The organism is Poseidonibacter parvus (assembly GCF_001956695.1).
Lineage (GTDB): Bacteria > Campylobacterota > Campylobacteria > Campylobacterales > Arcobacteraceae > Poseidonibacter > Poseidonibacter parvus.
Genome location: NZ_CP019070.1, coordinates 1,634,771 through 1,657,770, shown reverse-complemented (window position 1 = coordinate 1,657,770; position 23,000 = coordinate 1,634,771). Strand labels below are relative to the sequence as shown.

The following is a 23,000-nucleotide window of genomic DNA, read 5'->3' as shown; positions in this document are numbered from 1 at the left end:
AGATTAAAGTGTTAGAAACGTGATTTCTTTTTTCTACTTGGAATTAAAGAAGGAAGTACTAATCCTAATAATAAACCTAAACCAGCTACCATTCCACCGTAAGAGAACCATTTCATTAATAAATCAGTTTTTTCATTATCTAGTAAATCATTTAAAGATTTGTTTTCTTCTTCTACATCATTTAATCTTTTATTAAGTGCTTCATTTGTTTTTTGTAATTCTTGAACTTGATTGATATTTGAAGTTAAATCTTTTTCTAGATTTGCTTTGTTTTTATTCGCTTCTTCTTCATAAGTACTTAATTTATCAACTAGTTTTGAATGTTTGATATTTAGTGTTTCGAGTTGTTTTTTTAAACCTGGTTGATTAGAAACATATTTTGAGTTAATCCAAACTGTTCGACCTTTTTGGTCTCTAATTTGTGTAAAACCTGCACTTCTACTTAATATTGTAATCTTTTGACCTGCGTTAACTGTACCCACAATTTTATATTTGCTTCCTGGACCTGAATGTGAATATGTAAATAAGTCATTTGAAACATAGTTTGCTGCAAATGCCGATGTACTCAGTGTTAGTATTGCTAAAGTAAGAGAAATTTTTTTATGAATCATTTAGTATATCCTTTATGTAAATGTTTTTAATAATTATTTTGGTCTAATTATAACTTATTAAATTGTTATAATCCTTAGTACTTTTAAACAATAGTAATCATTTTATGATAAAATCAGAATAATTATAGATGCTAGGGCTTCTAAGGAAAAAATATGAATAAAAATGAAAAAAATAGTATAAGAGTAAAAACGCTGAATGATTTAGCAAAATTTGCAGATTATTCGTTTATGAATAAATTAAATAAAAATGAAGAAGCTAGAGAAGATGGTGTTGACCATGAACCAAGACAAGTGTTTTCTGGACACTATGTAACTGTAAACCCAACACCTATACCAAAACCAAAATATATAGCACATAGTAAAAACTTTTTTAAAGAGTTAGGTTTTGATGATCGGCTTGCTAAATCTGATGATTTTATGAAAATGTTCTCAGGTGATACTTCAAATGTTCCAAAACCAATGAGCAAAGTAGGGTGGGCAACAGGTTACGCACTTTCAATTTTTGGAACAGAATACTATCAACAATGTCCTTTTGGAACAGGTAATGGATATGGAGATGGAAGAGCTGTTTCTGTTCTTGAAGCGCTTATAAATGATAAGCGTTGGGAAATGCAACTAAAAGGTGGAGGAAGAACGCCGTATTGTAGAGGTGCAGATGGAAGAGCAGTTTTACGTTCAAGTATTCGTGAGTTTTTAGCACAAGAGCATATGAATGAACTTGGAATCCCAACTTCAAGGTCTTTAAGTTTGTATACTTCTAAAGTAGAACAAGTTAGTCGTCCTTGGTTTTCTAAAGGTTCATATTCAAAAGACCCAGATAGAATGATAAATGAAGATGTTGCAATTACAACAAGAGTTGCTTCGTCATTTTTAAGAGTTGGGCAAATTGAACTTTTTGCAAGAAGAACAAGAAAAAATGAACACGAAAAAGCAAAAGAAGAGTTAGAAAAAATAGTTTTACATCTAATTGAACGTGAATATAGTAATGATATAGATGAAAGCTTAGATTTAGAAGAAAAAATAGTTTTACTAGCTTTGGAGTTTCGTAAGAGATTAACTGCTCTTATAGCAAATTGGATTCGTGTTGGATACTGTCAAGGTAATTTTAATAGTGATAATTGTACAGCCGGTGGTTTTACTTTAGATTATGGACCTTTTGGATTTTGTGATTTATTTGATCCAAACTATCAGCCTTGGACAGGTGGAGGAGAACATTTTGCTTTCTTCAATCAAACCTTAGCGGCAGAACGTAATTTTAATTCATTTTGTAATGCTTTACAGCCTTTACTAGTATCGCATGAAAATCATTTAAATGTTTTAAATGATATTAAAAATGGTTTTTCAAAAATTATGGAAGAAGAAATGCAAAAGATGTGGATTTCTAAACTTGGACTTGTGATTTTTGATGAAGAACTATTTCATGAGCTTCTAACATTGATTGTTCAAACTTCGGTTGATTATACTATTTTCTTCCGTGAGCTTTCATCAATACCTAAAGATATAGAAGTTTTAAAGAAAAGTTTTTATGGTGATATTACTAGTGATGAAAAAATAGAAAAAGCATGGATTTATTGGCTTGAAAAATGGAATTTACAAATTGATACAAGTATTACAAAAGAAGAATTATCGAAACAAATGAAATTAATAAACCCAAAATATATTTTAAGAGAGTGGTTTTTAGTACCTGCTTATGAAAATGCAAAAGTTGAAGATTATACTTTAATAGAAGAATTACAAGAAGTTATGACAAAACCATATGAAGAACAAAGTAAAGAAATAGAAGAAAAATACTATAGATTAAAACCTTTAGAACTATTTGATTTAGCGGGAGTTTCTCACGTTAGTTGTTCTTCTTAAAACTATTTTCTTTTTCTTTTAACATCTCGAATCCACAAAAGATTTAAGATAAATACAGCTCCAAAAGAACAAACTATAGAAAGAAAAGCAGTACCTACATATAAGGATAGGGCAATTTCTCCTATATTTTGTTCCATTGTTTCAAAGCTGAATTTAATAGGGTCTTTTACATTTAAAATAAAATTTCCTATTTCATATTCAGCATAATAAATAAAAGGCATTGTTAATGGATTTGTAATCCAAACTAAAGGTAAAGTAATTGGAAAGTTCACTTTAAATAAAATTGCTAAAAAAGCTACTAATACCATTTGAAAAGGCATTGGTATGAAAGCTACGAAAATTCCTATAAAAACTCCACCTAGAATCTTTTTTCTTGAAAGACTCCAAATTTCTCTTTTATTTAATAGCTCACCAAAAATTCTTAGTATTTTTTGTTCTTTTATTTTTTCATGTGAAGGTAAAATTTTTCTTAATTTCGCTCTCGGCACAGTTTCTCTTTTTTATAAATATTTATTATTGTACCTAATTCATATTAGATAAACAGTAAATTTACTCAAAATTAGTAATATGACAGTATAATACAAAAAAACTATACACTAAGATAAAATAATATGGCTCATAAAAAACATAAAAAGGGTTTACACCCAAGAAATCCACACAATAAAAGATACGATTTTCCTAAACTTATAAAAAGTTTACCAAAACTTGGCGATTATGTATTTGAAAACAAATATGATGAACTTTCAATAGATTTTGCAAATGCAGATGCAGTATTAGTTTTAAATAAAGCTCTTTTAGCTCATTTTTACAATATTAAATCTTGGTCAATTCCAAGTGGTTATCTTTGTCCTCCAATTCCTGGACGTGCTGACTATTTACACTATATCGCTGATTTATTAGCCCAATATAATGATAATGAAATTCCAAAAGGGTCTAATATCAAAGGCTTAGATATTGGAATTGGTGCAAATTGTATTTATCCTATTATTGGAAATAGTGTTTATGATTGGTCTTTTGTAGGAAGTGATATTGAAAAAGAATCTATTGATTCTAGTGAAAACATTATAAATTCAAATGCTTCTTTAAAAGGAAATATTGAATGTCGATTGCAATTAAATCATGACAGTATTTTCACAGGTGTTATAAAAGAAGATGATAGGTTTGATTTTACTTTATGTAATCCTCCTTTTCATAAGTCACAAAAAGATGCCGAAATAGGTAGTAAAAGAAAAGTTCAAAACCTTACAAAAAAAGTAGTTGAAAAAGCTTCTTTAAATTTTGGTGGCAAAAACAATGAACTTTGGTGTAAAGGTGGAGAGGTTGCTTTTGTAAAAGCTATGATAAAACAGAGTAAAAAATACTCTAAAAACTGCTTTTGGTTTACAACTATTGTTTCAAAGAAAGATAATCTTCCTTTTATCTACGATGAATTGGACAAAATTAAACCAGAAGAGTATGACACAATTGAAATGCAACATGGTCAAAAGATATCAAGAATTGTAATTTGGACTTTTCTTTCAAAACAAGAACAAGAAAATTGGGCAAATACTTGGAGTAAATAATAGATGAATTTTACAATCAAGCTACTTTTATTTATTATTTTATTTTCTTCATCTGTATTTTGTGTTGAAGAAGAAAATAATGATATTTATACTGATATTAAAAAAGTTCCAGCTAAAAAAGCTGCCTTAGTTTTAGGAACTGCAAAATATATATCAAAAGGAAAACAAAACTATTTTTATACCTACAGAATTCGTGCAGCAGTACAATTATGGAAAGCAAAAAAAGTAAATGCAATTGTTGTTTCAGGAGATAAAAGTGCTTATTATGATGAAGTAACTTCAATGTATAAAGATCTAATAAAACTAGGAGTTCCGTCTAAATATATCACAAGAGACTTTCATGGACATAGAACTTTTGATTCAATAGTACGTGCAAAAGAGGTATTTAGTTTAGATGATTATATTATTGTATCTCAAAAGTTTCATTTAAATAGGGCACTTTATATTGCACATGAAAAAGGTCAAAAGGCTATTGGTTTTGCTGCAAAAGATATAAAAGGTACTAAGGCTGCTCAAAAGATGATAGATAGAGAAGCTTTAGCACAAGTAAAAGCTTTTCTAGATATTCATGTTTTAAATACCAAGCCTAAAGTTTTGGGTAAAAAAATAAAAGTTAATTATCGAAAATAGCTTTATAAAGTTATTGTAAATTCACAACCCTTATAGTTTTCACCTTTGTACGAATATGTTAAGTTTTCTACGCTGATCTCACCTTTCATTCCTATAACAATGAAATTATAAGTAATATTCAATCCAAGACCTGTTCCTTGACTTTTATGTTTATTTGTTGTGTATGGCTCAAAAACTTTATCTAATAAATTTATATCAATTCCACCTGCATTATCTTTAAGTTTTATAATGGTTTTATTATTTATTTTTGATGTTTTAATAAAGAAAAACTTTTCCTTATTACTTGTATTTTCAAAAGCATCTATAGAATTATTTATTATATTAATAAATGCTTGAATCATATCATTTTGATAATTTTTTAAAATAATATCATCATCTAAATCTAAAACTATATTTATGTCATGATTGACAATATTAGTATTAGCCAAATTTAAAAAACTTTTAATTGCATTTGATAAGATAAAGTCATTTAATTCTCGGTCTGCTTTTATAAAATCTCTGAAATCATCAATTGTTTGTGAAAGATATTGGGCATTTGTATTTATTACTTCCATCTTATTTATAAAATCATCTTCTTCTAAAATATCAAGTTCTTTTTCAAGTTTACAAGCTGTTGATATTGTTGAAATAACAGATAAAGGCTGTCTCCATTGATGTGCAATATTTCCAATCATTTCTCCCATAGAAACAAGTTTTGATTGCTCAAATATTATTTCTTGTTGCTTTAATTGTTCTGTAATATCCGTAATATATCCAATAAAATGTGTAATATTATTTTTTGAATCTTTCTCAAAAACGGTATAATCTAGAATCCATTTGATATTATTATCTTTATCTACTATTCTATATGGTTCATGTTTGAAATAATCTAATTTATTCTCAATAGCTCCTTTTAATTCTTTTAAAGCGACATCATAATCATCTTTATGTATGAAGTTTCCATAGTTTAGTTTTTTTGATAAAAATTCTTCTTTTTCATAGCCCAAAAGTTTTTTAACACTTGAAGAAATATATTCAGCATCATAATTTTTATTATTTTTCCATTTAAAAAGTATTGCATCACCTTTATCAAATAATGAAAGTAATGAGGATTGGAATTTTGTTAAAGACTCGGCAAGCTTATTTAGATTTTCTACTTTTTCAAAAGCTTCATATCTTTTTGTTATATCATGTGAAATACCAAGAACTCCTATAATATTTCCTTCTTTGTCTGTAATTGCTCTTTTTGTTATCTCTGATAATATTCTTTTATTATCAAAAGAAGTTAGCCATTGCTCTTTTGTCAATGTTGATGAAGATTTTATAGTTAACTTATCAAAATTCCTAAGTTCTTTAGCGATTTCTTTTTTTTCAAAGTCATAATCTGTTTTACCAATAATTTTTTCTTTTTTTATATTGTAAAATTTCTCAAACTGGCGATTACATGTTATATAGAAACCATTCATATCTTTTAACCAAAGCATATTAGGGATAGTTTCTAATATGTTTTTATTAAAATACTCACTTTGTTTTAATTCTTCTTCAATTACTTTACGTGATGATATATCATTTATTGTCCACAATACACCTTTAGATAAATCACTTGAAATTTCTTTATTTAGAAGCTTTCCTGAAAACTCGCACCATATACTGGTTCCATCTTTTTTCTTGAATTGATATTCACCATTTAATTTTTCTTTTATATTTTCATATGTAATATTTGGTAGATAAAAACTAGTGTCATTTAAACCTTTTATCTCTTCAACTGTTTCATAGCCAAATATATCAATAAAACGTTGATTGGCTTTTTGTATTTCATTCTTTTCATTTACATAGATTAAACCACTATGAGTATTATTAAAAAGTAGTGATAATTGATACTCATTTTCTAAAATTGTTCTATAATTGTTATCTTTTTCAATTGCTATAGCTGCAAGATTAGAATAAGCAGAAATTAATTTTAGTTCAAATGAAGAGGGTGCTTTTGGAGTTGTATTATAAATAGCAAATGTTCCTAAAACTTCATTGTTTGATGAAATAATAGGTTGAGACCAACATGAATGTAAATTTGCTTTGTTTGTTAATTCTAAATAATCTTTCCAGTTTTCATGAGTATTAATATTTTCTACTATAACTCTTTTCTTTTTAAAAGCAGCACTTCCACAAGAACCAACTTTTTCACCTATTTCTACTCCATTTATAGCGTTAGTATAAAATATTGGTAAACTAGGTGCTGAACAATTTAATAAATGTTTTTTTTCTTTATCTAATAAAAGAATAGAACACATACTGTTTATATTTCTTTGTTCAGCTAAAAGTACAATTTTGTCTAAAATTGGTTTTAGTTTATTTTGCATTGCAATGTATTCTAATAAAAGTTGATTATCTCGATATATTATTTCATATTCTTTTCTAATAGTTATATTTTTTGCTACACAAAATAGTCCTATTTCATTTTCTTCTAAATCATAAAGAACTTGTTTTGAAGTATTAAAATATGAAATAGTTCCATTATAATGTATTAATTGTTCTTCTATACTATTATTTGATTTTTTACTTTTAAATATTTCATCATCAACTTTTTTAAACTTTAATGCTTCCTCTTTAGGAAATAAATCAAAGTCAGTTTTTAAATAGATATCTTCTCTTTTTTTACCTACTAATTCTACAAAAGCTTCATTTATATGTGTAAATTGACCTTTAAAATTTTTTACAAAAGCTAAATCTGATATAAGTTCAATAAAATTATGAAGCTGTTGGATGTCATGTTTAGTTTTCATTTTAAACCTTTAGTATTTTAAAATACTCTTCTCTATTAATTTCTTTAGCACCTAATGACGCTAGATGTTCATTGTATACTTGACAGTCAATCATTTTTATTCCATTAGCTTTTGCTTGATTACATAAATGATAAAAAGCTACCTTTGATGCATCGTTTACTTTTGAAAACATACTTTCACCACAGAAAATATTATTTATCAGAAGACCATATAATCCACCAACTAGTTCATCATCTAAGTAACACTCAATTGAAAATACGTAACCTAAATCAAAAAGTTTTGAATAGGCTTGTATAAATTCATCACTAATCCATGTTTCATCTTCATGTTTTCTTTTTATATTTGCACAATTTTTTATTATTTCATCAAAATTTTCATTTGATTTTATAACAAAGCCTTTATTTTTGATACTTTTATTTAAACTTTTTGATACTTTAAACTCTTCTGGATAAAGAATCATTCTTTTATTTGGACTATACCAATGTATATAATTGTTCTCATCAATAAACCAAGGAAATAATCCGTTTTGATATGCATTGATTAATCTTTGAGGATGAAAGTCTCCACCAATTGCAACTAAATCATTATTCATCATATCTAAGCTTGGGAAACTAAAATCATTCTCTTCTAAAAGGTATACTTTTTCATCTGCATCTAATAATTCCATAATATTATTTTATCTTAATTAATTTAACATTCGTCTTTTAATGTAACAGTCCAATCTTTATATTCTGGATTATTCGATATTTCATCAATTTGTTTTTTTGTCAAATCTTGATATTTCATTGTTTTTCCATCCCAGATAATACACTCAAAAGTTTTCTCTTTTTTAAATATATTCTTTAAATTCTTTAAAAACATAGTAATCCTTTGTAAAATTTAGTTTATTTTATATAAATGTTGCTAAATTTAAGTTAGTTTTAATTTAAAAAGATGTTATAATACTGGTAACCAAATAATACGGAGGTGCAAATGACGAAGGTTTCACATTTTTAGTATTGTTACAAACTAATATAATAATTTAAATCACTATGTAGTGATAGGTTAAATAAATGTTTTATTTAACTAAGATATTAAATAAAGGGAGTTTAACAAATGTTGACTCCCTTTTTTTATGTTTAATTTTTTAAAAAAGAAATCAATAAATGTTTTATAAAAAAGTAATTTTTAGTATAATTTTTTCTCTATTTATAGTAACCACTTTATGTGCAAAAGATAAAATAAAAATAGAATTTTTAAAAGGAAATACCTTTAATGAAGAAAAAATAAAAAAGCAACTTGAAAATTCTTTTTTTCTTGATACTTTTATTGCAACTTTAAACAATAAGTTTAAACTTGAAAAAACAGTTCTTATTGAAATTGGCTCTAATGGTGGTCCTTTATATGAAAATCATACAAATAAAATATTAATTCCATACTCTTTTTATACAAATACTTTTAACACTTTTAAAAAAGTACAATATAATAAAACTGGTATTAGCATTGAAAATGCAAGTATTGATGTATTGATTCAAACTATATTACATGAACTTGCTCATGCCTTCATAGACATCTATAATCTTCCTATTGTTGGGAATGAAGAGAATATTGCAGATAGTTTTGCTGCTGTGATGTTAATAGAACTTTTTAAAAATGGTGATGATATACTTTTAAGTTCTGCAGATATTTTCAAACTTTATAGCAATAATCATAAATTAGAAAATGATGACTTTATAGATGAACATAGTTTAGATATACAAAGGTTCTATGATTCTTTGTGTTATGCCTATGGAAGCTATCCAAAAAAGTATAATAAGTTTTTAGATGAATTAAATTATACACAAGAAAGAAAAGATTTATGTATTGAAGATTATATAAAAAATGTAAATAATTGGTTTATTATTTTGAAAAAGCATTTAAAATAAACTTGAGTAAAACGTATAATTCATGAACTTTTAGATATTATTCGTTAATTAAAACATATTTCCTGGAGAATTTTTTTGAAAACAGATATATCTGAGTCCTTTATAAATAAAAATAGAATTGATCTAATTAAAAAGATTTGTGGAAATAAAACTGGTCAAGAACTAGAAAAAGCTGTTGCAAATGCGTTTAGTGATGTTGTAAACTCTTTAGATGACAAAACTTATAAGCTTATCAATTTCATATCAAAACTTGACAATATAAATAAATTTACAGATGAAACACTTCCTTCTTATTCATTAAAAAATAAAAAAGTTCATATTATTAAAACTGAAAAAGATTTAAATGATGCAGTTTTAAAACTAGAAAATTCAAAAATATTGGGATTTGATACAGAACAAAAACCTATTTTTGAAAAAGGTGTTCCACCTAGTAAAATTGCAATTATTCAAATGTGTGATGATAAAGATTGTTATTTGTTTCAAGTTCATTTAATAAGAAATATTAAACCACTATTAAACATATTAACAAATAGAAATATTATAAAAGTTGGAATTGGATTAAATGGTGATACATCAGCTTTATACACAGAGTTTAAAATAAGACCTAAGTGTTGTATTGATTTTGGTTCATTATTTAAAGCTAAAATGTCATACCCAAATGATATTGGTGCTAAGAAAAGTGTACTTTTGTTTTTAAATGAGAACTTACAAAAATCAAAAAGAGTATCAAGATCAAATTGGGAAAACAATAAATTAACAGATACTCAAATAAGATATGCAAGTGAAGATGCATCTTGTGTTTATGATGTTTTTTGTAGTATGTTAATTGATTATCCTTTTTTAGTAGAAATTTTACCTACTTGGTTCCAAGAAAAATACAATCATAATTATTACGAAAAGTTATTAAGAGAGTTTTAGTACTTAATTACTAAAACTCCCAATCTCTCAAACTTGTGTACAAAAAATTTTAAGATTTGTTGTTATTTTTAAGATTTTTTGCTATACTTGTGTTAACTGAAACATAGAAAAGTATTTACTTTATATTTTCAACCACTTTAGAAATAGAGTGTATTTACATAAAAAGGAAATTTGCAATGGCAGATCAAGTTAACGGAACTGTAAAATGGTTCAATAGTGAAAAAGGTTTTGGATTCATCCAACAAGAGACTGGTGGAGATGACGTATTCGTTCACTTCAGACAAATCAATAACCCTGGTTATGGTAGAGTTTCTCTTGAAGAAGGACAAAAAGTGTCTTTCGAAATTGGTGAAGGTCAAAAAGGTCCTCAAGCTCAAAACGTTACAATTCTGTAACCCTTCTTCAGTAAGTAGATATAATTCTACTTACTGATTTTCTTCTATTTTAAAATTCCTAATTTATTTAACAATAATAACAATATCACAAATGGCACAATATATTTAACTAATACATACCAAATATTAAACAAATTTTTTGATGTATGTTTTAAGAACTTTTCTTCAAGTAATTGTTTATCAACAAAATATCCTAAGAACAGACAAGTTACAATTGCTGCAATTGGCATCATAATAGATGAAGTAATAAAGTCCATTAAATCAAATGCATTTTTTCCAAAAAATGTTAAATCTGCACCATATTTTGTAGACATAGAAAGTAGGGCAATTATTCCTAATCCATAAAAAACGCCACCACAAAGAATAGTTGCCTTTTTTCTAGTCATATTAAATCTTTCAACAAAATACATTAACGAAGGTTCAATCATGGAAACAGCAGATGTAATTCCTGCAAACACCAAGGCTAGGAAAAATGAGATTGCAATAACTTGACCTAATATTCCCCATCCAGAGAAAATTACAGGTAATGAAATGAATACAAGTCCTGGACCATCTGCACTTTTTGCTCCTGCTTCAAATAGAAAAGAAAAAATTATAAGTCCTGCAATAATAGCAATTGTTGTATCTATAATAGCTACCATTATAGATGATTTTACAAAGTTAGCATTTTTATCTAAAGAAGCTGAGTAAGTCATAATAGTACCAACACCAAGTGATAAAGTAAAGAATGCTTGTCCTAAAGCTGCTAAAAGAGCATCTTCATTAATCTTAGAAAAATCAGGTGTAAACATAAATTTTAATGCAGTAGAAAAACTATCAAGGGTAAACGAATATAGTAATAGACCAAATAAAATCAATCCTAATAATGGCATTAGTATTAGGTTTACTTTTTCAATACCATTTTTTATACCTTTAAGTACTATAAAAATAACACTTCCTGCTATTAAAGTATGATAAAAAAGCTGTAATGCTATATCTTTTGAGATTAATGTTTCAAAAGCTTCTCCTGCTGTTTTAGCATCACTTGGAAGGCTTGAGAATGATGTGAATACATAGTTTAGAATCCAGCCTAATACAACTGAATAAAAAGAAAGAATAATTAAACCAGAAAATATTATGATTCCAGCAAATTTCCATTTTTCATTTTTAGATTTTGACGTTTGAACAAAAGATGTTGCAACATTTGCTTGTGCATTTTGTCCTATTACTGCTTCAGCTAGAAATACAACCAACCCAATAAATAAAATAGCTAGTAAATAAACTATTACAAAAGCGCCTCCACCATACTCACCAGTTACATAAGGAAATTTCCATATATTACCAAGTCCTACAGCAGAACCTGCTGCTGTAAGTATAAAACCAACTCTTGTAAATTTATTCACTATCTTACCTTTTATTGTAATTGTAGTGTAATTTTTATGAAACTTATATGAATAATTATCTAATAGTTGTTATCAGATCCTAAAACTTTATCAAGTGTATATTTTAAATCTTCGTCTAAGTCCATGTTTGTTCTCATCCAATTTAAATAACCTGAGTCCTCTTTTGCAACTTCAGCTATATCTTTACCTTTATGTTTACCAAATTTAAAAGTTTTGATAAATACAGGTGTTGATGTAAGTTCAACTAGTTTTTCCATTGGATTATAGTCAGGATAAATTTCTCTACATTTACCAACTAATTTTGATAAAAATAGTTTCATAACTAAAACATCTCCAATTGCATCGTGAGCTTTTATCACAATATTATGTTTAGCTGCTTCTTGCTCTTCTGTTTTGTATAATTCAAGAGCATATCTTAAGTATTGTAATCTATGGTAAGGAAGTTCAGGGTATAAGTGTTTTGCACATCTTAGTGTATCAATTTGTTTATATTGATTTACGAAACCTTCTTTTTTAATCATACCCATATCAAAAGCTATATTATGAGCTATTATATAGTTTTCATTTGTATTTAACTCTTCTAATCTTTTATAGAAAGTAGTTTGTGTTGCTTCTGGTTTTCCAATTAGTAAATCAGGAGTTATATTATGAACTTCCATTGCTTCTACTTTAATATCAATATTAGTTGAACAAAAGTCATTATAAGCTTCAACTTTTCCTGTTTGGTCAAGTATCATTGCTCCAAATTGAATAACTCTATCTTCTTCTTTATTTCCTGTTGTTTCTGTATCAAATAGTACGTAATGTGCCATAATTTAATCCTCTTTATATAATTAACATGCCATCACCATAAGAGAAAAATCGATATTTTTCTCTTACAGCTTCTTCATAAATTTCTAGTGTTTTTTCTAAACCAACGAATGATGCTATTAGCATTATTAATGTTGACTTTGGAAGATGAAAATTTGTAAGTAAATGATCAACTTTTATAGGTTTATTAGCAGGATTCAAAAATAAATCACACTCTCCACTAATCATATTTTTTCTAGCATAATATTCTATTGTTCTAGTAACGGTTGTACCAACTGCTAAAACTTTTTTTGCATTATCAAGTGATTGCTTAGCTTCACGTCCAATTTCAAAATATTCACTATGCATAGGATGATCTAAAATGTCATCTGCATCGACTGGTTTAAAAGTTCCAGCTCCTACATGAAGTGTTAGGTAGTTTACATCAAATTTATCGTTTATCTTTTCTAATAAATCTTCTGTAAAGTGTAATGATGCAGTAGGTGCTGCTACTGCTCCATAGTTTTTAGCAAAGAGTGTTTGATAATTTGTATTGTCTTCTTCATTGTCTTCTCTATTCATATAATGAGGAAGTGGAAGATGACCAATTTTATTTAGTGTTTCTACAAGTGTTAAGAAATCTAGTTTTTCTTTATCTTTATAAAATTCTACTACTCTTGTACCATCTTCATTTATTTCTAATACTTTTACTTTTAAGTTCTCATCAAATTCTAGTTCAATTCCAACATGAACTTTTCCTCTAATCATTACTAAATATCTATCCATGAATAATGGTTTATTTAAAAGTAACTCAACTTTCCCACCTGAAGGCTTTTTCCCAAATATTCTGGCTTTAATTACTTTTGTATCATTTAAAAATACAGATATATCATCAGGTAAAAAATCCATTAAGTTTTTAAAAGTACTATGTGTAATTGTGTTTGTTTTTGTATTATAAACTAAAAGCTTTGCACTGTCTGCTGGATGAACGGGTTTTGAAGCTATGAGCTCTTTTGGTAAAGAATAATCATAGCTTGAAGTTTTTAAAGGGTCTAGCATTAAAATTTATTTTCTCTCTTCTTCTATTTCATCTTCTTCATAATCATCTTCGTCTTCAAAGTCATCTTCTTCATCAACTGCTGCTGGATTGAAAACTTTTGCAATATAAATAGATACTCCATAAAGAATTATTAAAGGACCAGCCATTAAGAACTGTGTTAATACATCAGGTGGAGTTAAAAGTGATGCTAATATAAAGATTAAAACGACTGCATATTTAAAGAAGTCTTTTAGCATTCTATCATCAACTAAACCAATTTTTGCAAGGAAAAATGTAATTACAGGTAATTCAAAAGCAACTCCAAAACCAAATAATAGTTTTGTAAAGAATCCTACATATTTACCAATACTTGGTAAGATTGTAACAACAGCAGAACCAAAGTTTACTAGGAATTCAAAACCATAAGGTACAACTACATAGTATGCAAAAGAAGAACCCATTAAAAACATCAGTGTTGCAAAGAATACAAATGGAAATACTAACTTTTTCTCATGATCGTATAATCCAGGTGCTAAAAACAACCATAATTGCCAAAAAATAACAGGTAGTGATAGTATGAATCCAGAGAAAAATGCAACTTTTAAAGCTGTAAAGAATGTCTCTTGAATTTCAACGGCAACCATTTGTGAATTAGGTGGTAGTACTGCTTCAACTGGAACCATCATCCATGTTAAGATTGGTTCATAAAAAAAGAAACAAGCAAAGAACATCACTAAAAGTGATAATCCTGATATCATTAGTCTTTTTCGTAAGTCTGCAATATGTGGTTTTAAATCATCAAACATTAAGCTTTTTCCTCTTTCTTTTTGTCATCAAAATTTACTTTAAATTTATTTGCTGGTTTTTCTTCAGCTTTTGTATCTTTTTGAGTTTCTACAGGTTTTTCTATTTTTTGAGATTTCTTTTTCTTCTCTTTTTTCATAGATACTTTTTCTGTTTTAGGTTTTTCTACTTTTTCAGAGTTTAAATCATCTTTCATAATATCATCAAGGCCTAGGTCAACTTTTGAACTACTAGTCATAGACATTTTTGTATCTTGTATTTGAGCTTTGAATTTATTAGCTTCATCTTTTAATTCTGTAATATTTAGCTCATTATCTAATGTAGATTTTGCATCTTCAACACCAGATTTGAATTTTTTTAAAAACTTAGCTACTTCTACCATCGCAGTAGGTAACTTGTCAGGTCCAAGTGCAATAATTGCAACTATTGCAATTAAAAAGATTTCCATAAAGCCCATTCCAAACATTGTATAACTCCAGTTTATATTTAAGATTGAGATTTTACCTAATTTGAACAAAAATATTAATTAATATCAATAATTTATAAATGTTTACTTTATGTTTACTTTGAGATGATACAATTTTTTTATAAAAGGACATAAAATGATAGATACAACAAACTTAGGAATAATGGCAAACTTTGTTCAACCAACTTCTACTTCTATTTCAAGTCAAATGATATCAAAAAAAGATTCTGATGATGATTCTTCTTTAAGTATAGAAGAATTAGGTGTTAGTGATAATATCTTTTCGTCATATGATTCTAATTCAAATGGATTAGTAAGTCAATCTGAATTAACTACTGCTATTGATACGGCAATGTCTGAATTTTCTGGGGAAATGCCTTCACCAGAAGATTTTCAATCTATACTTGCATCTTTTGGTTTTGAAGCACCATCAGGAAGTGAAAGTAATTCTTCTTCACCAGAAGAAATCATTTCTTCTGTTTTAGCTGATTATGATGCAGATAATTTAACACAAAGTGATGCACAAGCTATTGTTGCAGCTTTAAAAGATGCTGGAATCGAAGCATCTGAAGAGCTTGCTAGTGCCATGGAAGAAGCAGGTTTTGATGCTCAAGAAGTAGGTACTCTTGCAGGTGTTGGTCCACAAGGTGGTGCAGCGCCTGGTGGTGGAGGTGGTGCTATGTCATCATCTGAAGTTGAAGAAGTATTTGACGAACTTGATACAAATGAAGATGGAGTTGTTTCTTTAGAAGAACTTCAAGAAGCTTATAGTTCAAGTTCAGAAGATAGTACAACTGTTACATCAGAGCAACAAAAAGCATTAGATAACTTAGGTATTTTAATGGATATGTTAAAAGCTGGAAGTGAAAGTGAAGACACAGCAATTGATACAAAAAGTTTTGATGGTTTATTAAAAGCAATTAATAATCAAAACAATAATAGTGATATTAACATATACTTACAAAATACAAATATAGGTTCACTATCTGGCTACGCATAATCTGCGTAGCTGCTTAGTTATAATTACTCTTTAAAATCTACTAATTAATATTTAAAACTATAAACTGAAAATACCATATTCCAATTGAAACAAAATACCCAATTAATATTGTCCAAGCAAATTTCATATGAGCACTAAAAGTATATATACCTTTTAATTTCCCCATTACTCCAACTCCTGCTGCACTTCCAAAAGAAATTAATGAACCACCAATTCCTGCTGTTAAAGTAACTAGCATCCATTGCGATGTATTCATATCAGGATTTGCTTTTAAAACAGCACTCATAACTGGAACATTATCTACAATTGCTGATAAAAAACCAACGCCTATATTTGATAAAGTAGGGCCTAAAACATTTGGATTATAAACAGATGATAATAAAGTAAGCCAACCAACAAAATATAATGCACCAACAGCTGCTAAAATACCAAAGAAAAACATTAGTGTATTATTTTCAATTTTTGACATTGCTCTGAAAATATTTAGATGGTCACTTCCATATCTTATTGATAATAGGTGCGAATAAATTTTTAATAATGTTAATCCAAACATCATTCCCCACATTGCAGGAAAGTCTAATATTTGGTGAGAAATTACAGCAGATAATAATGTAATAAAACCTAAAAATATTACAACTTTTGCACCTATTGCCATTTGTAGTTTTTCTTCTTTTGATGAATCAAAAACAGGTTTAGATGTTGGAACAAATCTTGATAATAAAAATGCTGTAATAAAATACCCAATTATAGAAGCTGGAAATAAAAATATAAAATCTGAAAATGAACCTTTTCCTGCTGTCCAAGCCATTAAAGTTGTAATGTCTCCAAATGGTGACCAAGCACCTCCTGCATTTGCAGCAACTACTATATTAATGGCACTTGGAACTAAAAATTCTTTATTTTCTTTTTCTATAGTAATTAAAACAGTTGATAAAATAAGAGCTGTTGTTAAGTTATCAGCAATAGGTGAAAGGAAAAATGCAATTAATCCTGTTAACCAAAAAAGTTTTTTATATGTATATCCTCTTGAAATTAATTTATATTTTAAAGCATCAAAAACATGCATATGTAATAAGCATTCGATATATGTCATTGCTACAAATAAAAAGAAAAATATTTCAGCAATTTCTAAAATCACTTTTTCTGATTCATCATGAACTAAATGAATATCAAGACCATTGAAATAGTAATAAACTGCAATTAATAAAAATGAGAAAATACCAATAAAAAGTGCAGGGATGGCTTTATCCATATGATATTTTTCTTCATTAGCTACAAAATAGTAGCCAATTATAAAAATAATTAAAGTTGCAAAGCCAACCCAGGTAGATGTTAAATCTGGTATTTGGTTTTCATTTGCAAACAAAGTAATTGAAAACATTGAAAAACTAATTAAATATTTAAACATATTAAATCCTTATTTATAAGTTCTAATAATCAAAAATGATGTAATAGAAATTAAAGTAACACTAATTGCAATTGGTAAAAAAGTTTGGCTATGAAAAGAAAGAGCAACTGATGAAATAATTGCACCCAAACCAAATTGTAAAACACCAATAACACTAGATGCAACTCCTGCATTTTTAGAAAAATGCTCTAAAGCTAAAGCCATACAATTTCCAAAAATAAAAGCCATCATACTCATGTAACTAGCCATTAATATCATTGTTAAAAGTATTGATTCTCCTTTATAATTTAAAATCATTAAAATTGCTGCAATAATTTGAATAATAATTGCAAATTTAATTAAAAACAGTTGTGAATTGTTTTTTAATAATAAAACATTAATTCTAATCATTCCAATTAAAATTATAAAATTAAAGCCAAAGAAAAGAGGAAACATATCTGTTGATATTCCAAAATGCTCAATAAAAATAAACGATGACTTTGAAATAAATATGAAAAAACCAGAAAATCCAAGTGCAAGGGTAAGCATTGCTTTCATTGCTTTTTTATGTGTTAATACGATTTTAAAAGATTCAAGAACGTTTTGTTTTGTATATGTATAACTTTCTTCTAAATCTTTATAAACCCATAAAGCCACTAAAAGTGAATAGATAGTTAGGAAAACAAATATAGCTTGCCATGCAAAGAAATGTATAATAAAAGCACCAATTGCAGGAGCAAGTAGGGGAGCTAAACTTCTAATTGTACCAATTAGTGAAAAAACTTTTGCAGCTTGGGCTCCTTTGAATCTATCTCTAACGCAAGCAGCTGCATTTACAACTACAATTCCTCCAAAGAAAGCTTCAAGAAATCTATATATCCATAATTCATAAATATTTGTAGTAAAAATAATTAGAAAACTAAAGAATGAATATCCTAAAAGTCCAAGGATTGAACCGATTCTTCTTCCATATCTATCTGAAATTGGTCCTCCAAAAACTTGACCAATTGAAAATCCAATTAAAAAAATTGATAATGTTAGTTCGATTTTTTCGATTCCAACATGAAAGGCAGCTGCAATATCAGGAATTGAAGGAATATATGTATCAATACCCATTGGTGCAACTGATGAAAGTACTGAAAGTAAAATGATTAAATATACATGGTTTATTGGTTTTTTCATTATTCTTCACTTAAAGCTAAAGTAACTTTATCTAAGGATTTAAATAATTCATTTATTTCATCTTGTGTAAATTTAGAAGCAATTTTTTCTCTAAAAGCCTGAACTGTTTGTGAACTTTTCTCTAAAACTTCATATCCTTGTTCTGTTAATTTTATTAGAAATGTTCTTTTATCTAAAGCTTCTTTTTTTATAAGACCTTTTTTTTCTAAAGTTTTAAGAGTTCTACTTATTGTTGTTTTATCTTTTCCTAGTATTTGGGCGATTTTTGTTTGAGTGATATTTTTTTCTACTTGAATAATTTCTAAAGTAGCTCTTTGTTCTATTGCAATATCGTATGTTTGTAGTTGTTGATTAAATATATTATTGAATAAATTTGCAGTTATATTTACTTTAAATCCAATAGAATCTTTTAATTGAGTTTTCATATTAATCCTTTAATTGTATATGCAACTATTGCATATACAACCTTTTGGAAAGATTAAATGAAAGGAGAATAATATTTAAGTAATATCTTCTAATAATGAGTCTAAGAATTTAGAAGCATAATGCTTTTGTAAATAAGCAAAACCAACTATAAGAATAACACCAATACCGTACGTTACAAGAATACTTAGAATTATTAAGGCAACTAAAATAAGTACGTATAATTGTTGTAATTCTCCATCAATAATAAATTTAAAACCCTTATTAGTTTTATCAAGTTTTATAGATAAACTATAATTTAATATTGAAGTTTTAAAATTATCTAGAATTAAAGTTTCATTTTCAATAATAGGTATCTGTTCAGATGTGATTGATAGCTTTTCTCTTAAAGAATCTAAAACTTCTTCTTTACTTTTTTCTAATGTAAGCTCTTTTCTTATTCCTATATCAAATAATCCCATGTTAATCCTTATTATCTTTCTCTTAGTATAACAAGATTGTTAAGAACTTATCAAGTTTTTTGATTATTTAATATACAGTTGTATAGTAAACTATTTTTTACATATAATTAATCGTCAGTATCAATACCTTTATAATGCTTACGAATAGTTTCATAATCATCTTTTCTAAAAAAAGTTAAAAGATCATTAACATCTTCTTTTAACATACCTACACCTAATAAAGTCTCTTCTGCTAATCTTAAACTTCCTTCTGAAGCTTCAGGCATTACCCAAGACGCTCCATGCGTTAATAAGGAATCTCTAGTTTTCATATTTTTTGATCGAGCAAATATTTTTAATCCAGGAGAGATATTTCTAATATGAGAAACAATCTTAGCTGATGCATGATGATTATTAATAGTTACAATAACAGCATTTGCTCTTGAAAGACCTATATGTGATAAAAATTCAAGATCACTTAATTCACCATAATAAACAGCTCGTCCTTCTTTTTGACCTAGTTCTATTCTTTTTGTATCAATATCAAAAGCTATAAAAGGAATGTTTGCATGACTTAACATTGAAGCTATAAGCCTTCCACCTCGGCCATAACCCGCTATAAAAACACCATTCCACTCTTCTTGGGGAACATAAGCAGATTTTATTTCTATTGGAGTATTATCAAATTTAATGCTTAATTTCTCACTAACTTTTACTAAAAGCGGAGTAACTAACATACTAAAAGATATTATAGTAACAGCTGCTACAAACATTTCATCACTTATAACACCTAATGCTTTTGCTGCACCAAATAGAACAAAACCAAACTCTCCACTTTGTGCTAGTAGGAATGATACTGAAATTGCAGTTGAACGAGTATATCCCATAAATAGCATGATTAGAAAAAGTACTAAAATTTTTATTCCCATAATTACTACTAGATGCTGAATTAAAATTAAAGGATCTTTCATCATTGCATTTAAATCAATTGACATACCCACAGCAATAAAAAACAGAGTCATTAGAAGACCTTTATATGGCTCTACATTTGCTTGGATTTGATAGTGATATTTTGAATTTGATAGAACCATTCCCATAATAAATGCACCTAAAGCCATTGATAAACCTGCATATTCCATTGCCCATGCTGCAAAAACTACTGATAAAATTACAGAAAAAAAGAATGCCTCTTTATTTTGATTTGCTGCTAAATAATCAAGAAGTCCAGGAATAACATATTTACCAAAAGCTAATAAGATTAGAATCAAACTAATTGCAATCAAAATTTGCTGCCACATAGCATGACCATCAGTTAAGTTTCCTGTTTCTGCAAGTATTGGAACTAAGGCTAATAAAGGAACAACGGCTAAATCTTGCATTAAAAGAATTGAAAAACTACTTTTTCCCATTGGTGAATAAAGTTCACCTTTTTCTTGCAAAATTTGCATTACAAATGCTGTTGAAGATAAGGCAAAAGTTAAACCAATTAAAATTGCAACTTCTAAAGAACTTGCGTAAAAAATAGCATATGCAAATATAAAGAAACCAGAAAACAGAATTTGGGCACTACCTAATCCAAATACCTCCTTTCTCATATTCCAAAGTTTTTTAGGCTGCATTTCTAAACCAATTACAAATAATAGTAAAACTACACCAAACTCAGCTATGTGTCTTACTGACTCTACTTCTTTTGTCAGAATTGGACCTACTGAATAAGGGCCAACTATAACTCCTGCAATTAATAAACCTAAAATACTTCCTAGTCCTAATCTTTTTGAAATAGTAACTAATATAGTAGTAACAACAATAAGATAAAGTGTAGAACTTAATAAATCAGCATTTGTCATATATATCCTTATAAAGAGTTATTTTAGCGTAATAACAATAACTTTTTTCAAATAAACAGAATATTTTTTATCTTAATAAACTATGATTATTCATTGTTTTACCTACTTTTTGATAAAATAATTAAAAATAAAAACAAGTTTAAAAGATTAAGGAAAATAATGAAGTTTATAGTATTACTAATTGTTGGTTTTATATTATATTTAATTGCAAAAAATTACAAAACAGAAAAGTTTCAAAATATAAATTTAAATATTAAAGAGAATTTTGATGGTGATTTAATGAACCACGAAGCTGGATTATTAATTGCTCTAATGGCAAAAGTTGCAAAAGCTGATGGAAAAGTTTGTGAATTAGAAGCTGAGCTTTTAAAACATACTTTCAATGATATTTCAAGCCATTTTGAAAATAATGAAGAAGTAAGAGAAAATTTAAAGGTCTTATATAAAAAAGAGAAAGAAAGTTTTGATAATACGCTAGAAATTTGTCAAAGATTATACAGTCTTACAAAATTTGATTATGCTAAACGTGTTAAAATTATGGAGTATTTACTAAACCTTGCTTTTATCGATAAAGATTTTTCTAATACAGAAAGAATGATAACTGAAGATATTGCAAAAGCTTTAAAAATCAAAACTCATGATTTTGAAAATATGATAAGTACTTTTGAATCATTTTACACAAATCAAGCTACCTCAAAAGCTTTATCTTTAGAAAAAGCATATGAAGTTTTAGAATCAAAAAATAGTGATGATGATGGTGTTTTAAAGAAAAACTATAGAAAATTAGTGAAGCAATATCATCCAGATATCATGTCAGGTCGTGGTGAATCTCAAAATATAATTGATGAAGCAACAAAAAAACTTCAAGAGATAAACGAAGCTTATGAGCTAATCAAAAAACATAGAGGACTCTAATGTTAGGTTTTGATGATTCTTATGAAGTATGTAATTGTAAGAGAGTTACAATCAATCAAATTGTTGTAGCGTTAAAAGATAAAGAAAACCCAACTTTAAGAGATATACAAGATTTAACAACTGCAGGTACTGATTGTCGTCATTGTATTTTTAAAGAGGGTGATAATGGTAAAATGAAGAAGAAAATATATTGTAAAGATATATTAAATGAGATAAAGGAAAAAAGAGTAAATGGCTAGAAAGTTTCAACATTCATATGAAGTTTGTACTTGTAAACATGTAACATTGGGTGAAATTATACATGTAATAAAAGATAGAAATGCTTCAAGTATTGAAGAAATAGGGGCGCTAAGTGATGCAGGAACGTGTTGTAAATCTTGTGTAAATGCTAAGCTAGATAAAGGTGAGAAAAAGATGGAACTTTATTTAGAAGAAATAGTAAATAAGTTTGTAAAGAAGTAAAGAATTGGTAAAAGAAGAATTAATAGCAGAAATAAAAGAATTAATGAAAGTTAATGATAATGAGATAATTGATATAAATCCTAACTATCTTGAATATTTTCAAGAAGAAGAGCTGGTGGATATTATAAAACAATTATATGGTAGAAAAGAGAATATATCGTCTATTACATCAAGTTATTTAGATGAAATTTATGAAAAAACAAAAAAAGATGAGATATAATAATTATA

26 protein-coding genes are annotated in these 23,000 nt (G+C 27.4%); 11 read left to right on the top strand and 15 right to left on the bottom strand.

The genetic code is table 11. The annotated features are described in order from the left end of the window. Nucleotides 1-11: 11 nt before the first annotated feature. Entirely contained in the window at nucleotides 12-611 is a 600-nt protein-coding gene (locus LPB137_RS08275) for a TIGR04211 family SH3 domain-containing protein (RefSeq protein WP_076086937.1), read from the bottom strand. A gap of 153 nt (nucleotides 612-764) precedes the next feature. Between LPB137_RS08275 and LPB137_RS08270 the strand changes: the two genes are divergently transcribed. Then, nucleotides 765-2,468 (top strand): protein adenylyltransferase SelO family protein, encoded by a 1,704-nt coding sequence (locus tag LPB137_RS08270; protein WP_076086934.1) that lies wholly within the window; start codon nucleotides 765-767, stop codon nucleotides 2,466-2,468. Nucleotides 2,469-2,470: 2 nt separating this feature from the next. Here the strand turns inward: LPB137_RS08270 and LPB137_RS08265 are convergent, their stop codons facing one another. Beyond that, a complete protein-coding gene (locus LPB137_RS08265; protein ID WP_076086931.1) occupies nucleotides 2,471-2,956 on the bottom strand; it encodes a DUF2062 domain-containing protein in 486 nt (161 codons plus the stop codon). Between the two features lie 123 nt (nucleotides 2,957-3,079). Between LPB137_RS08265 and rlmF the strand changes: the two genes are divergently transcribed. Continuing rightward, entirely contained in the window at nucleotides 3,080-4,030 is a 951-nt protein-coding gene (gene rlmF, locus LPB137_RS08260; RefSeq protein ID WP_076086928.1) for a 23S rRNA (adenine(1618)-N(6))-methyltransferase RlmF, read from the top strand. Between the two features lie 3 nt (nucleotides 4,031-4,033). Continuing rightward, on the top strand, nucleotides 4,034-4,660 hold the full coding sequence (locus LPB137_RS08255; protein WP_076086925.1) for a SanA/YdcF family protein: 627 nt from the start codon (nucleotides 4,034-4,036) through the stop codon (nucleotides 4,658-4,660). A gap of 2 nt (nucleotides 4,661-4,662) precedes the next feature. On the opposite strand, the gene LPB137_RS08250 is transcribed toward LPB137_RS08255, so the two are convergent. The 3 genes from LPB137_RS08250 to LPB137_RS14225 are packed head-to-tail and all read right to left on the bottom strand — an operon-like array spanning nucleotide 4,663 to nucleotide 8,280. Next, complete coding sequence (locus tag LPB137_RS08250) at nucleotides 4,663-7,419, bottom strand: PAS domain S-box protein (RefSeq protein WP_076086922.1); 2,757 nt, start codon at nucleotides 7,417-7,419, stop codon at nucleotides 4,663-4,665. A 1-nt stretch (nucleotide 7,420) separates the two neighbouring features. Beyond that, entirely contained in the window at nucleotides 7,421-8,086 is a 666-nt protein-coding gene (gene aat / locus LPB137_RS08245; RefSeq protein ID WP_076086919.1) for a leucyl/phenylalanyl-tRNA--protein transferase, read from the bottom strand. 23 nt (nucleotides 8,087-8,109) lie between these two features. After that, the gene (locus LPB137_RS14225; RefSeq protein WP_156981733.1) at nucleotides 8,110-8,280 is read right to left on the bottom strand and encodes a hypothetical protein; all 171 of its coding nucleotides are present in this window, start codon (nucleotides 8,278-8,280) and stop codon (nucleotides 8,110-8,112) included. A gap of 284 nt (nucleotides 8,281-8,564) precedes the next feature. On the opposite strand from LPB137_RS14225, the gene LPB137_RS08240 reads away from it, so the two are divergent. From LPB137_RS08240 to LPB137_RS08230, 3 genes are all read left to right on the top strand, one after another. Then, the gene (locus LPB137_RS08240; RefSeq protein ID WP_076086916.1) at nucleotides 8,565-9,323 is read left to right on the top strand and encodes a DUF4344 domain-containing metallopeptidase; all 759 of its coding nucleotides are present in this window, start codon (nucleotides 8,565-8,567) and stop codon (nucleotides 9,321-9,323) included. A gap of 75 nt (nucleotides 9,324-9,398) precedes the next feature. Next, nucleotides 9,399-10,241, top strand: coding sequence for a 3'-5' exonuclease (locus tag LPB137_RS08235; RefSeq protein ID WP_076086913.1), 843 nt, complete (start codon nucleotides 9,399-9,401; stop codon nucleotides 10,239-10,241). A 176-nt stretch (nucleotides 10,242-10,417) separates the two neighbouring features. Continuing rightward, the gene (locus LPB137_RS08230) at nucleotides 10,418-10,636 is read left to right on the top strand and encodes a cold-shock protein (protein ID WP_076086910.1); all 219 of its coding nucleotides are present in this window, start codon (nucleotides 10,418-10,420) and stop codon (nucleotides 10,634-10,636) included. A gap of 44 nt (nucleotides 10,637-10,680) precedes the next feature. Here the strand turns inward: LPB137_RS08230 and LPB137_RS08225 are convergent, their stop codons facing one another. From LPB137_RS08225 to tatB, 5 genes are read right to left on the bottom strand one after another with little or no spacing between them, the layout of a single operon-like run. Then, nucleotides 10,681-12,018 carry a sodium-dependent transporter gene (locus tag LPB137_RS08225; RefSeq protein ID WP_083657189.1) on the bottom strand — a complete coding sequence of 446 codons (1,338 nt, stop codon included), beginning with the start codon at nucleotides 12,016-12,018 and terminating at the stop codon, nucleotides 10,681-10,683. Between the two features lie 59 nt (nucleotides 12,019-12,077). After that, complete coding sequence (locus LPB137_RS08220) at nucleotides 12,078-12,830, bottom strand: 3'-5' exonuclease (protein ID WP_076086904.1); 753 nt, start codon at nucleotides 12,828-12,830, stop codon at nucleotides 12,078-12,080. Nucleotides 12,831-12,843: 13 nt separating this feature from the next. Continuing rightward, complete coding sequence (gene queA / locus LPB137_RS08215) at nucleotides 12,844-13,866, bottom strand: tRNA preQ1(34) S-adenosylmethionine ribosyltransferase-isomerase QueA (RefSeq protein WP_076086901.1); 1,023 nt, start codon at nucleotides 13,864-13,866, stop codon at nucleotides 12,844-12,846. Between the two features lie 6 nt (nucleotides 13,867-13,872). After that, complete coding sequence (tatC, locus tag LPB137_RS08210) at nucleotides 13,873-14,652, bottom strand: twin-arginine translocase subunit TatC (RefSeq protein WP_076086899.1); 780 nt, start codon at nucleotides 14,650-14,652, stop codon at nucleotides 13,873-13,875. Continuing rightward, nucleotides 14,652-15,098: a Sec-independent protein translocase protein TatB gene (gene tatB, locus LPB137_RS08205; RefSeq protein WP_228144650.1), complete on the bottom strand. Its 447-nt coding sequence runs from the start codon at nucleotides 15,096-15,098 to the stop codon at nucleotides 14,652-14,654. Before tatB ends, tatC begins: the two co-directional genes overlap by 1 nt. Before the next feature lie 154 nt (nucleotides 15,099-15,252). On the opposite strand from tatB, the gene LPB137_RS08200 reads away from it, so the two are divergent. Continuing rightward, nucleotides 15,253-16,116: an EF-hand domain-containing protein gene (locus tag LPB137_RS08200; protein ID WP_076086893.1), complete on the top strand. Its 864-nt coding sequence runs from the start codon at nucleotides 15,253-15,255 to the stop codon at nucleotides 16,114-16,116. 40 nt (nucleotides 16,117-16,156) lie between these two features. Here LPB137_RS08200 and nhaD read toward each other — a convergent pair whose 3' ends face one another. The 5 genes from nhaD to LPB137_RS08175 all read right to left on the bottom strand — a co-directional run bounded on the left by nhaD (nucleotide 16,157) and on the right by LPB137_RS08175 (nucleotide 21,395). After that, complete coding sequence (gene nhaD, locus LPB137_RS08195) at nucleotides 16,157-17,524, bottom strand: sodium:proton antiporter NhaD (RefSeq protein ID WP_076086890.1); 1,368 nt, start codon at nucleotides 17,522-17,524, stop codon at nucleotides 16,157-16,159. 9 nt (nucleotides 17,525-17,533) lie between these two features. Further along, nucleotides 17,534-18,685: a multidrug effflux MFS transporter gene (locus LPB137_RS08190; protein WP_076086887.1), complete on the bottom strand. Its 1,152-nt coding sequence runs from the start codon at nucleotides 18,683-18,685 to the stop codon at nucleotides 17,534-17,536. Further along, nucleotides 18,685-19,110, bottom strand: a complete 426-nt coding sequence (locus tag LPB137_RS08185; protein WP_076086884.1) for a MarR family winged helix-turn-helix transcriptional regulator — start codon at nucleotides 19,108-19,110, stop codon at nucleotides 18,685-18,687. The genes LPB137_RS08190 and LPB137_RS08185 overlap by 1 nt, the downstream gene beginning before the upstream one ends. A gap of 75 nt (nucleotides 19,111-19,185) precedes the next feature. Next, the gene (locus tag LPB137_RS08180) at nucleotides 19,186-19,569 is read right to left on the bottom strand and encodes a hypothetical protein (RefSeq protein ID WP_076086881.1); all 384 of its coding nucleotides are present in this window, start codon (nucleotides 19,567-19,569) and stop codon (nucleotides 19,186-19,188) included. Between the two features lie 107 nt (nucleotides 19,570-19,676). Beyond that, on the bottom strand, nucleotides 19,677-21,395 hold the full coding sequence (locus tag LPB137_RS08175; protein WP_076086878.1) for a cation:proton antiporter domain-containing protein: 1,719 nt from the start codon (nucleotides 21,393-21,395) through the stop codon (nucleotides 19,677-19,679). A 159-nt stretch (nucleotides 21,396-21,554) separates the two neighbouring features. Between LPB137_RS08175 and LPB137_RS08170 the strand changes: the two genes are divergently transcribed. The 4 genes from LPB137_RS08170 to LPB137_RS08155 are packed head-to-tail and all read left to right on the top strand — an operon-like array spanning nucleotide 21,555 to nucleotide 22,992. Further along, nucleotides 21,555-22,310: a TerB family tellurite resistance protein gene (locus tag LPB137_RS08170; RefSeq protein ID WP_076086875.1), complete on the top strand. Its 756-nt coding sequence runs from the start codon at nucleotides 21,555-21,557 to the stop codon at nucleotides 22,308-22,310. Then, a complete protein-coding gene (locus tag LPB137_RS08165; RefSeq protein WP_076086872.1) occupies nucleotides 22,310-22,549 on the top strand; it encodes a (2Fe-2S)-binding protein in 240 nt (79 codons plus the stop codon). The genes LPB137_RS08170 and LPB137_RS08165 overlap by 1 nt, the downstream gene beginning before the upstream one ends. Further along, nucleotides 22,542-22,772 carry a (2Fe-2S)-binding protein gene (locus LPB137_RS08160; protein WP_076086870.1) on the top strand — a complete coding sequence of 77 codons (231 nt, stop codon included), beginning with the start codon at nucleotides 22,542-22,544 and terminating at the stop codon, nucleotides 22,770-22,772. The genes LPB137_RS08165 and LPB137_RS08160 overlap by 8 nt, the downstream gene beginning before the upstream one ends. A gap of 4 nt (nucleotides 22,773-22,776) precedes the next feature. Continuing rightward, entirely contained in the window at nucleotides 22,777-22,992 is a 216-nt protein-coding gene (locus LPB137_RS08155) for a hypothetical protein (protein ID WP_076086867.1), read from the top strand. Nucleotides 22,993-23,000: the final 8 nt, after the last annotated feature.

Excerpts from the sequence above, each read along its gene's own strand:
- LPB137_RS08180 (WP_076086881.1), bottom strand. The coding sequence starts at position 19,569 with ATGGGATTATTTGATATAGGAATAAGAAAAGAGCTTACATTAGAAAAA.
- LPB137_RS08230 (WP_076086910.1), top strand. The coding sequence starts at position 10,418 with ATGGCAGATCAAGTTAACGGAACTGTAAAATGGTTCAATAGTGAAAAA.
- LPB137_RS08170 (WP_076086875.1), top strand. The coding sequence starts at position 21,555 with ATGAAGTTTATAGTATTACTAATTGTTGGTTTTATATTATATTTAATT.
- LPB137_RS08175 (WP_076086878.1), bottom strand. The coding sequence starts at position 21,395 with ATGACAAATGCTGATTTATTAAGTTCTACACTTTATCTTATTGTTGTT.
- LPB137_RS08200 (WP_076086893.1), top strand. The coding sequence starts at position 15,253 with ATGATAGATACAACAAACTTAGGAATAATGGCAAACTTTGTTCAACCA.
- nhaD (WP_076086890.1), bottom strand. The coding sequence starts at position 17,524 with ATGTTTAAATATTTAATTAGTTTTTCAATGTTTTCAATTACTTTGTTT.
- LPB137_RS08220 (WP_076086904.1), bottom strand. The coding sequence starts at position 12,830 with ATGGCACATTACGTACTATTTGATACAGAAACAACAGGAAATAAAGAA.
- LPB137_RS08165 (WP_076086872.1), top strand. The coding sequence starts at position 22,310 with ATGTTAGGTTTTGATGATTCTTATGAAGTATGTAATTGTAAGAGAGTT.
- tatC (WP_076086899.1), bottom strand. The coding sequence starts at position 14,652 with ATGTTTGATGATTTAAAACCACATATTGCAGACTTACGAAAAAGACTA.
- rlmF (WP_076086928.1), top strand. The coding sequence starts at position 3,080 with ATGGCTCATAAAAAACATAAAAAGGGTTTACACCCAAGAAATCCACAC.
- tatB (WP_228144650.1), bottom strand. The coding sequence starts at position 15,098 with ATGGAAATCTTTTTAATTGCAATAGTTGCAATTATTGCACTTGGACCT.
- LPB137_RS08270 (WP_076086934.1), top strand. The coding sequence starts at position 765 with ATGAATAAAAATGAAAAAAATAGTATAAGAGTAAAAACGCTGAATGAT.
- LPB137_RS08185 (WP_076086884.1), bottom strand. The coding sequence starts at position 19,110 with ATGAAAACTCAATTAAAAGATTCTATTGGATTTAAAGTAAATATAACT.
- LPB137_RS14225 (WP_156981733.1), bottom strand. The coding sequence starts at position 8,280 with ATGTTTTTAAAGAATTTAAAGAATATATTTAAAAAAGAGAAAACTTTT.
- LPB137_RS08190 (WP_076086887.1), bottom strand. The coding sequence starts at position 18,685 with ATGAAAAAACCAATAAACCATGTATATTTAATCATTTTACTTTCAGTA.
- queA (WP_076086901.1), bottom strand. The coding sequence starts at position 13,866 with ATGCTAGACCCTTTAAAAACTTCAAGCTATGATTATTCTTTACCAAAA.
- LPB137_RS08240 (WP_076086916.1), top strand. The coding sequence starts at position 8,565 with ATGTTTTATAAAAAAGTAATTTTTAGTATAATTTTTTCTCTATTTATA.
- LPB137_RS08275 (WP_076086937.1), bottom strand. The coding sequence starts at position 611 with ATGATTCATAAAAAAATTTCTCTTACTTTAGCAATACTAACACTGAGT.
- LPB137_RS08250 (WP_076086922.1), bottom strand. The coding sequence starts at position 7,419 with ATGAAAACTAAACATGACATCCAACAGCTTCATAATTTTATTGAACTT.
- LPB137_RS08255 (WP_076086925.1), top strand. The coding sequence starts at position 4,034 with ATGAATTTTACAATCAAGCTACTTTTATTTATTATTTTATTTTCTTCA.
- aat (WP_076086919.1), bottom strand. The coding sequence starts at position 8,086 with ATGGAATTATTAGATGCAGATGAAAAAGTATACCTTTTAGAAGAGAAT.
- LPB137_RS08160 (WP_076086870.1), top strand. The coding sequence starts at position 22,542 with ATGGCTAGAAAGTTTCAACATTCATATGAAGTTTGTACTTGTAAACAT.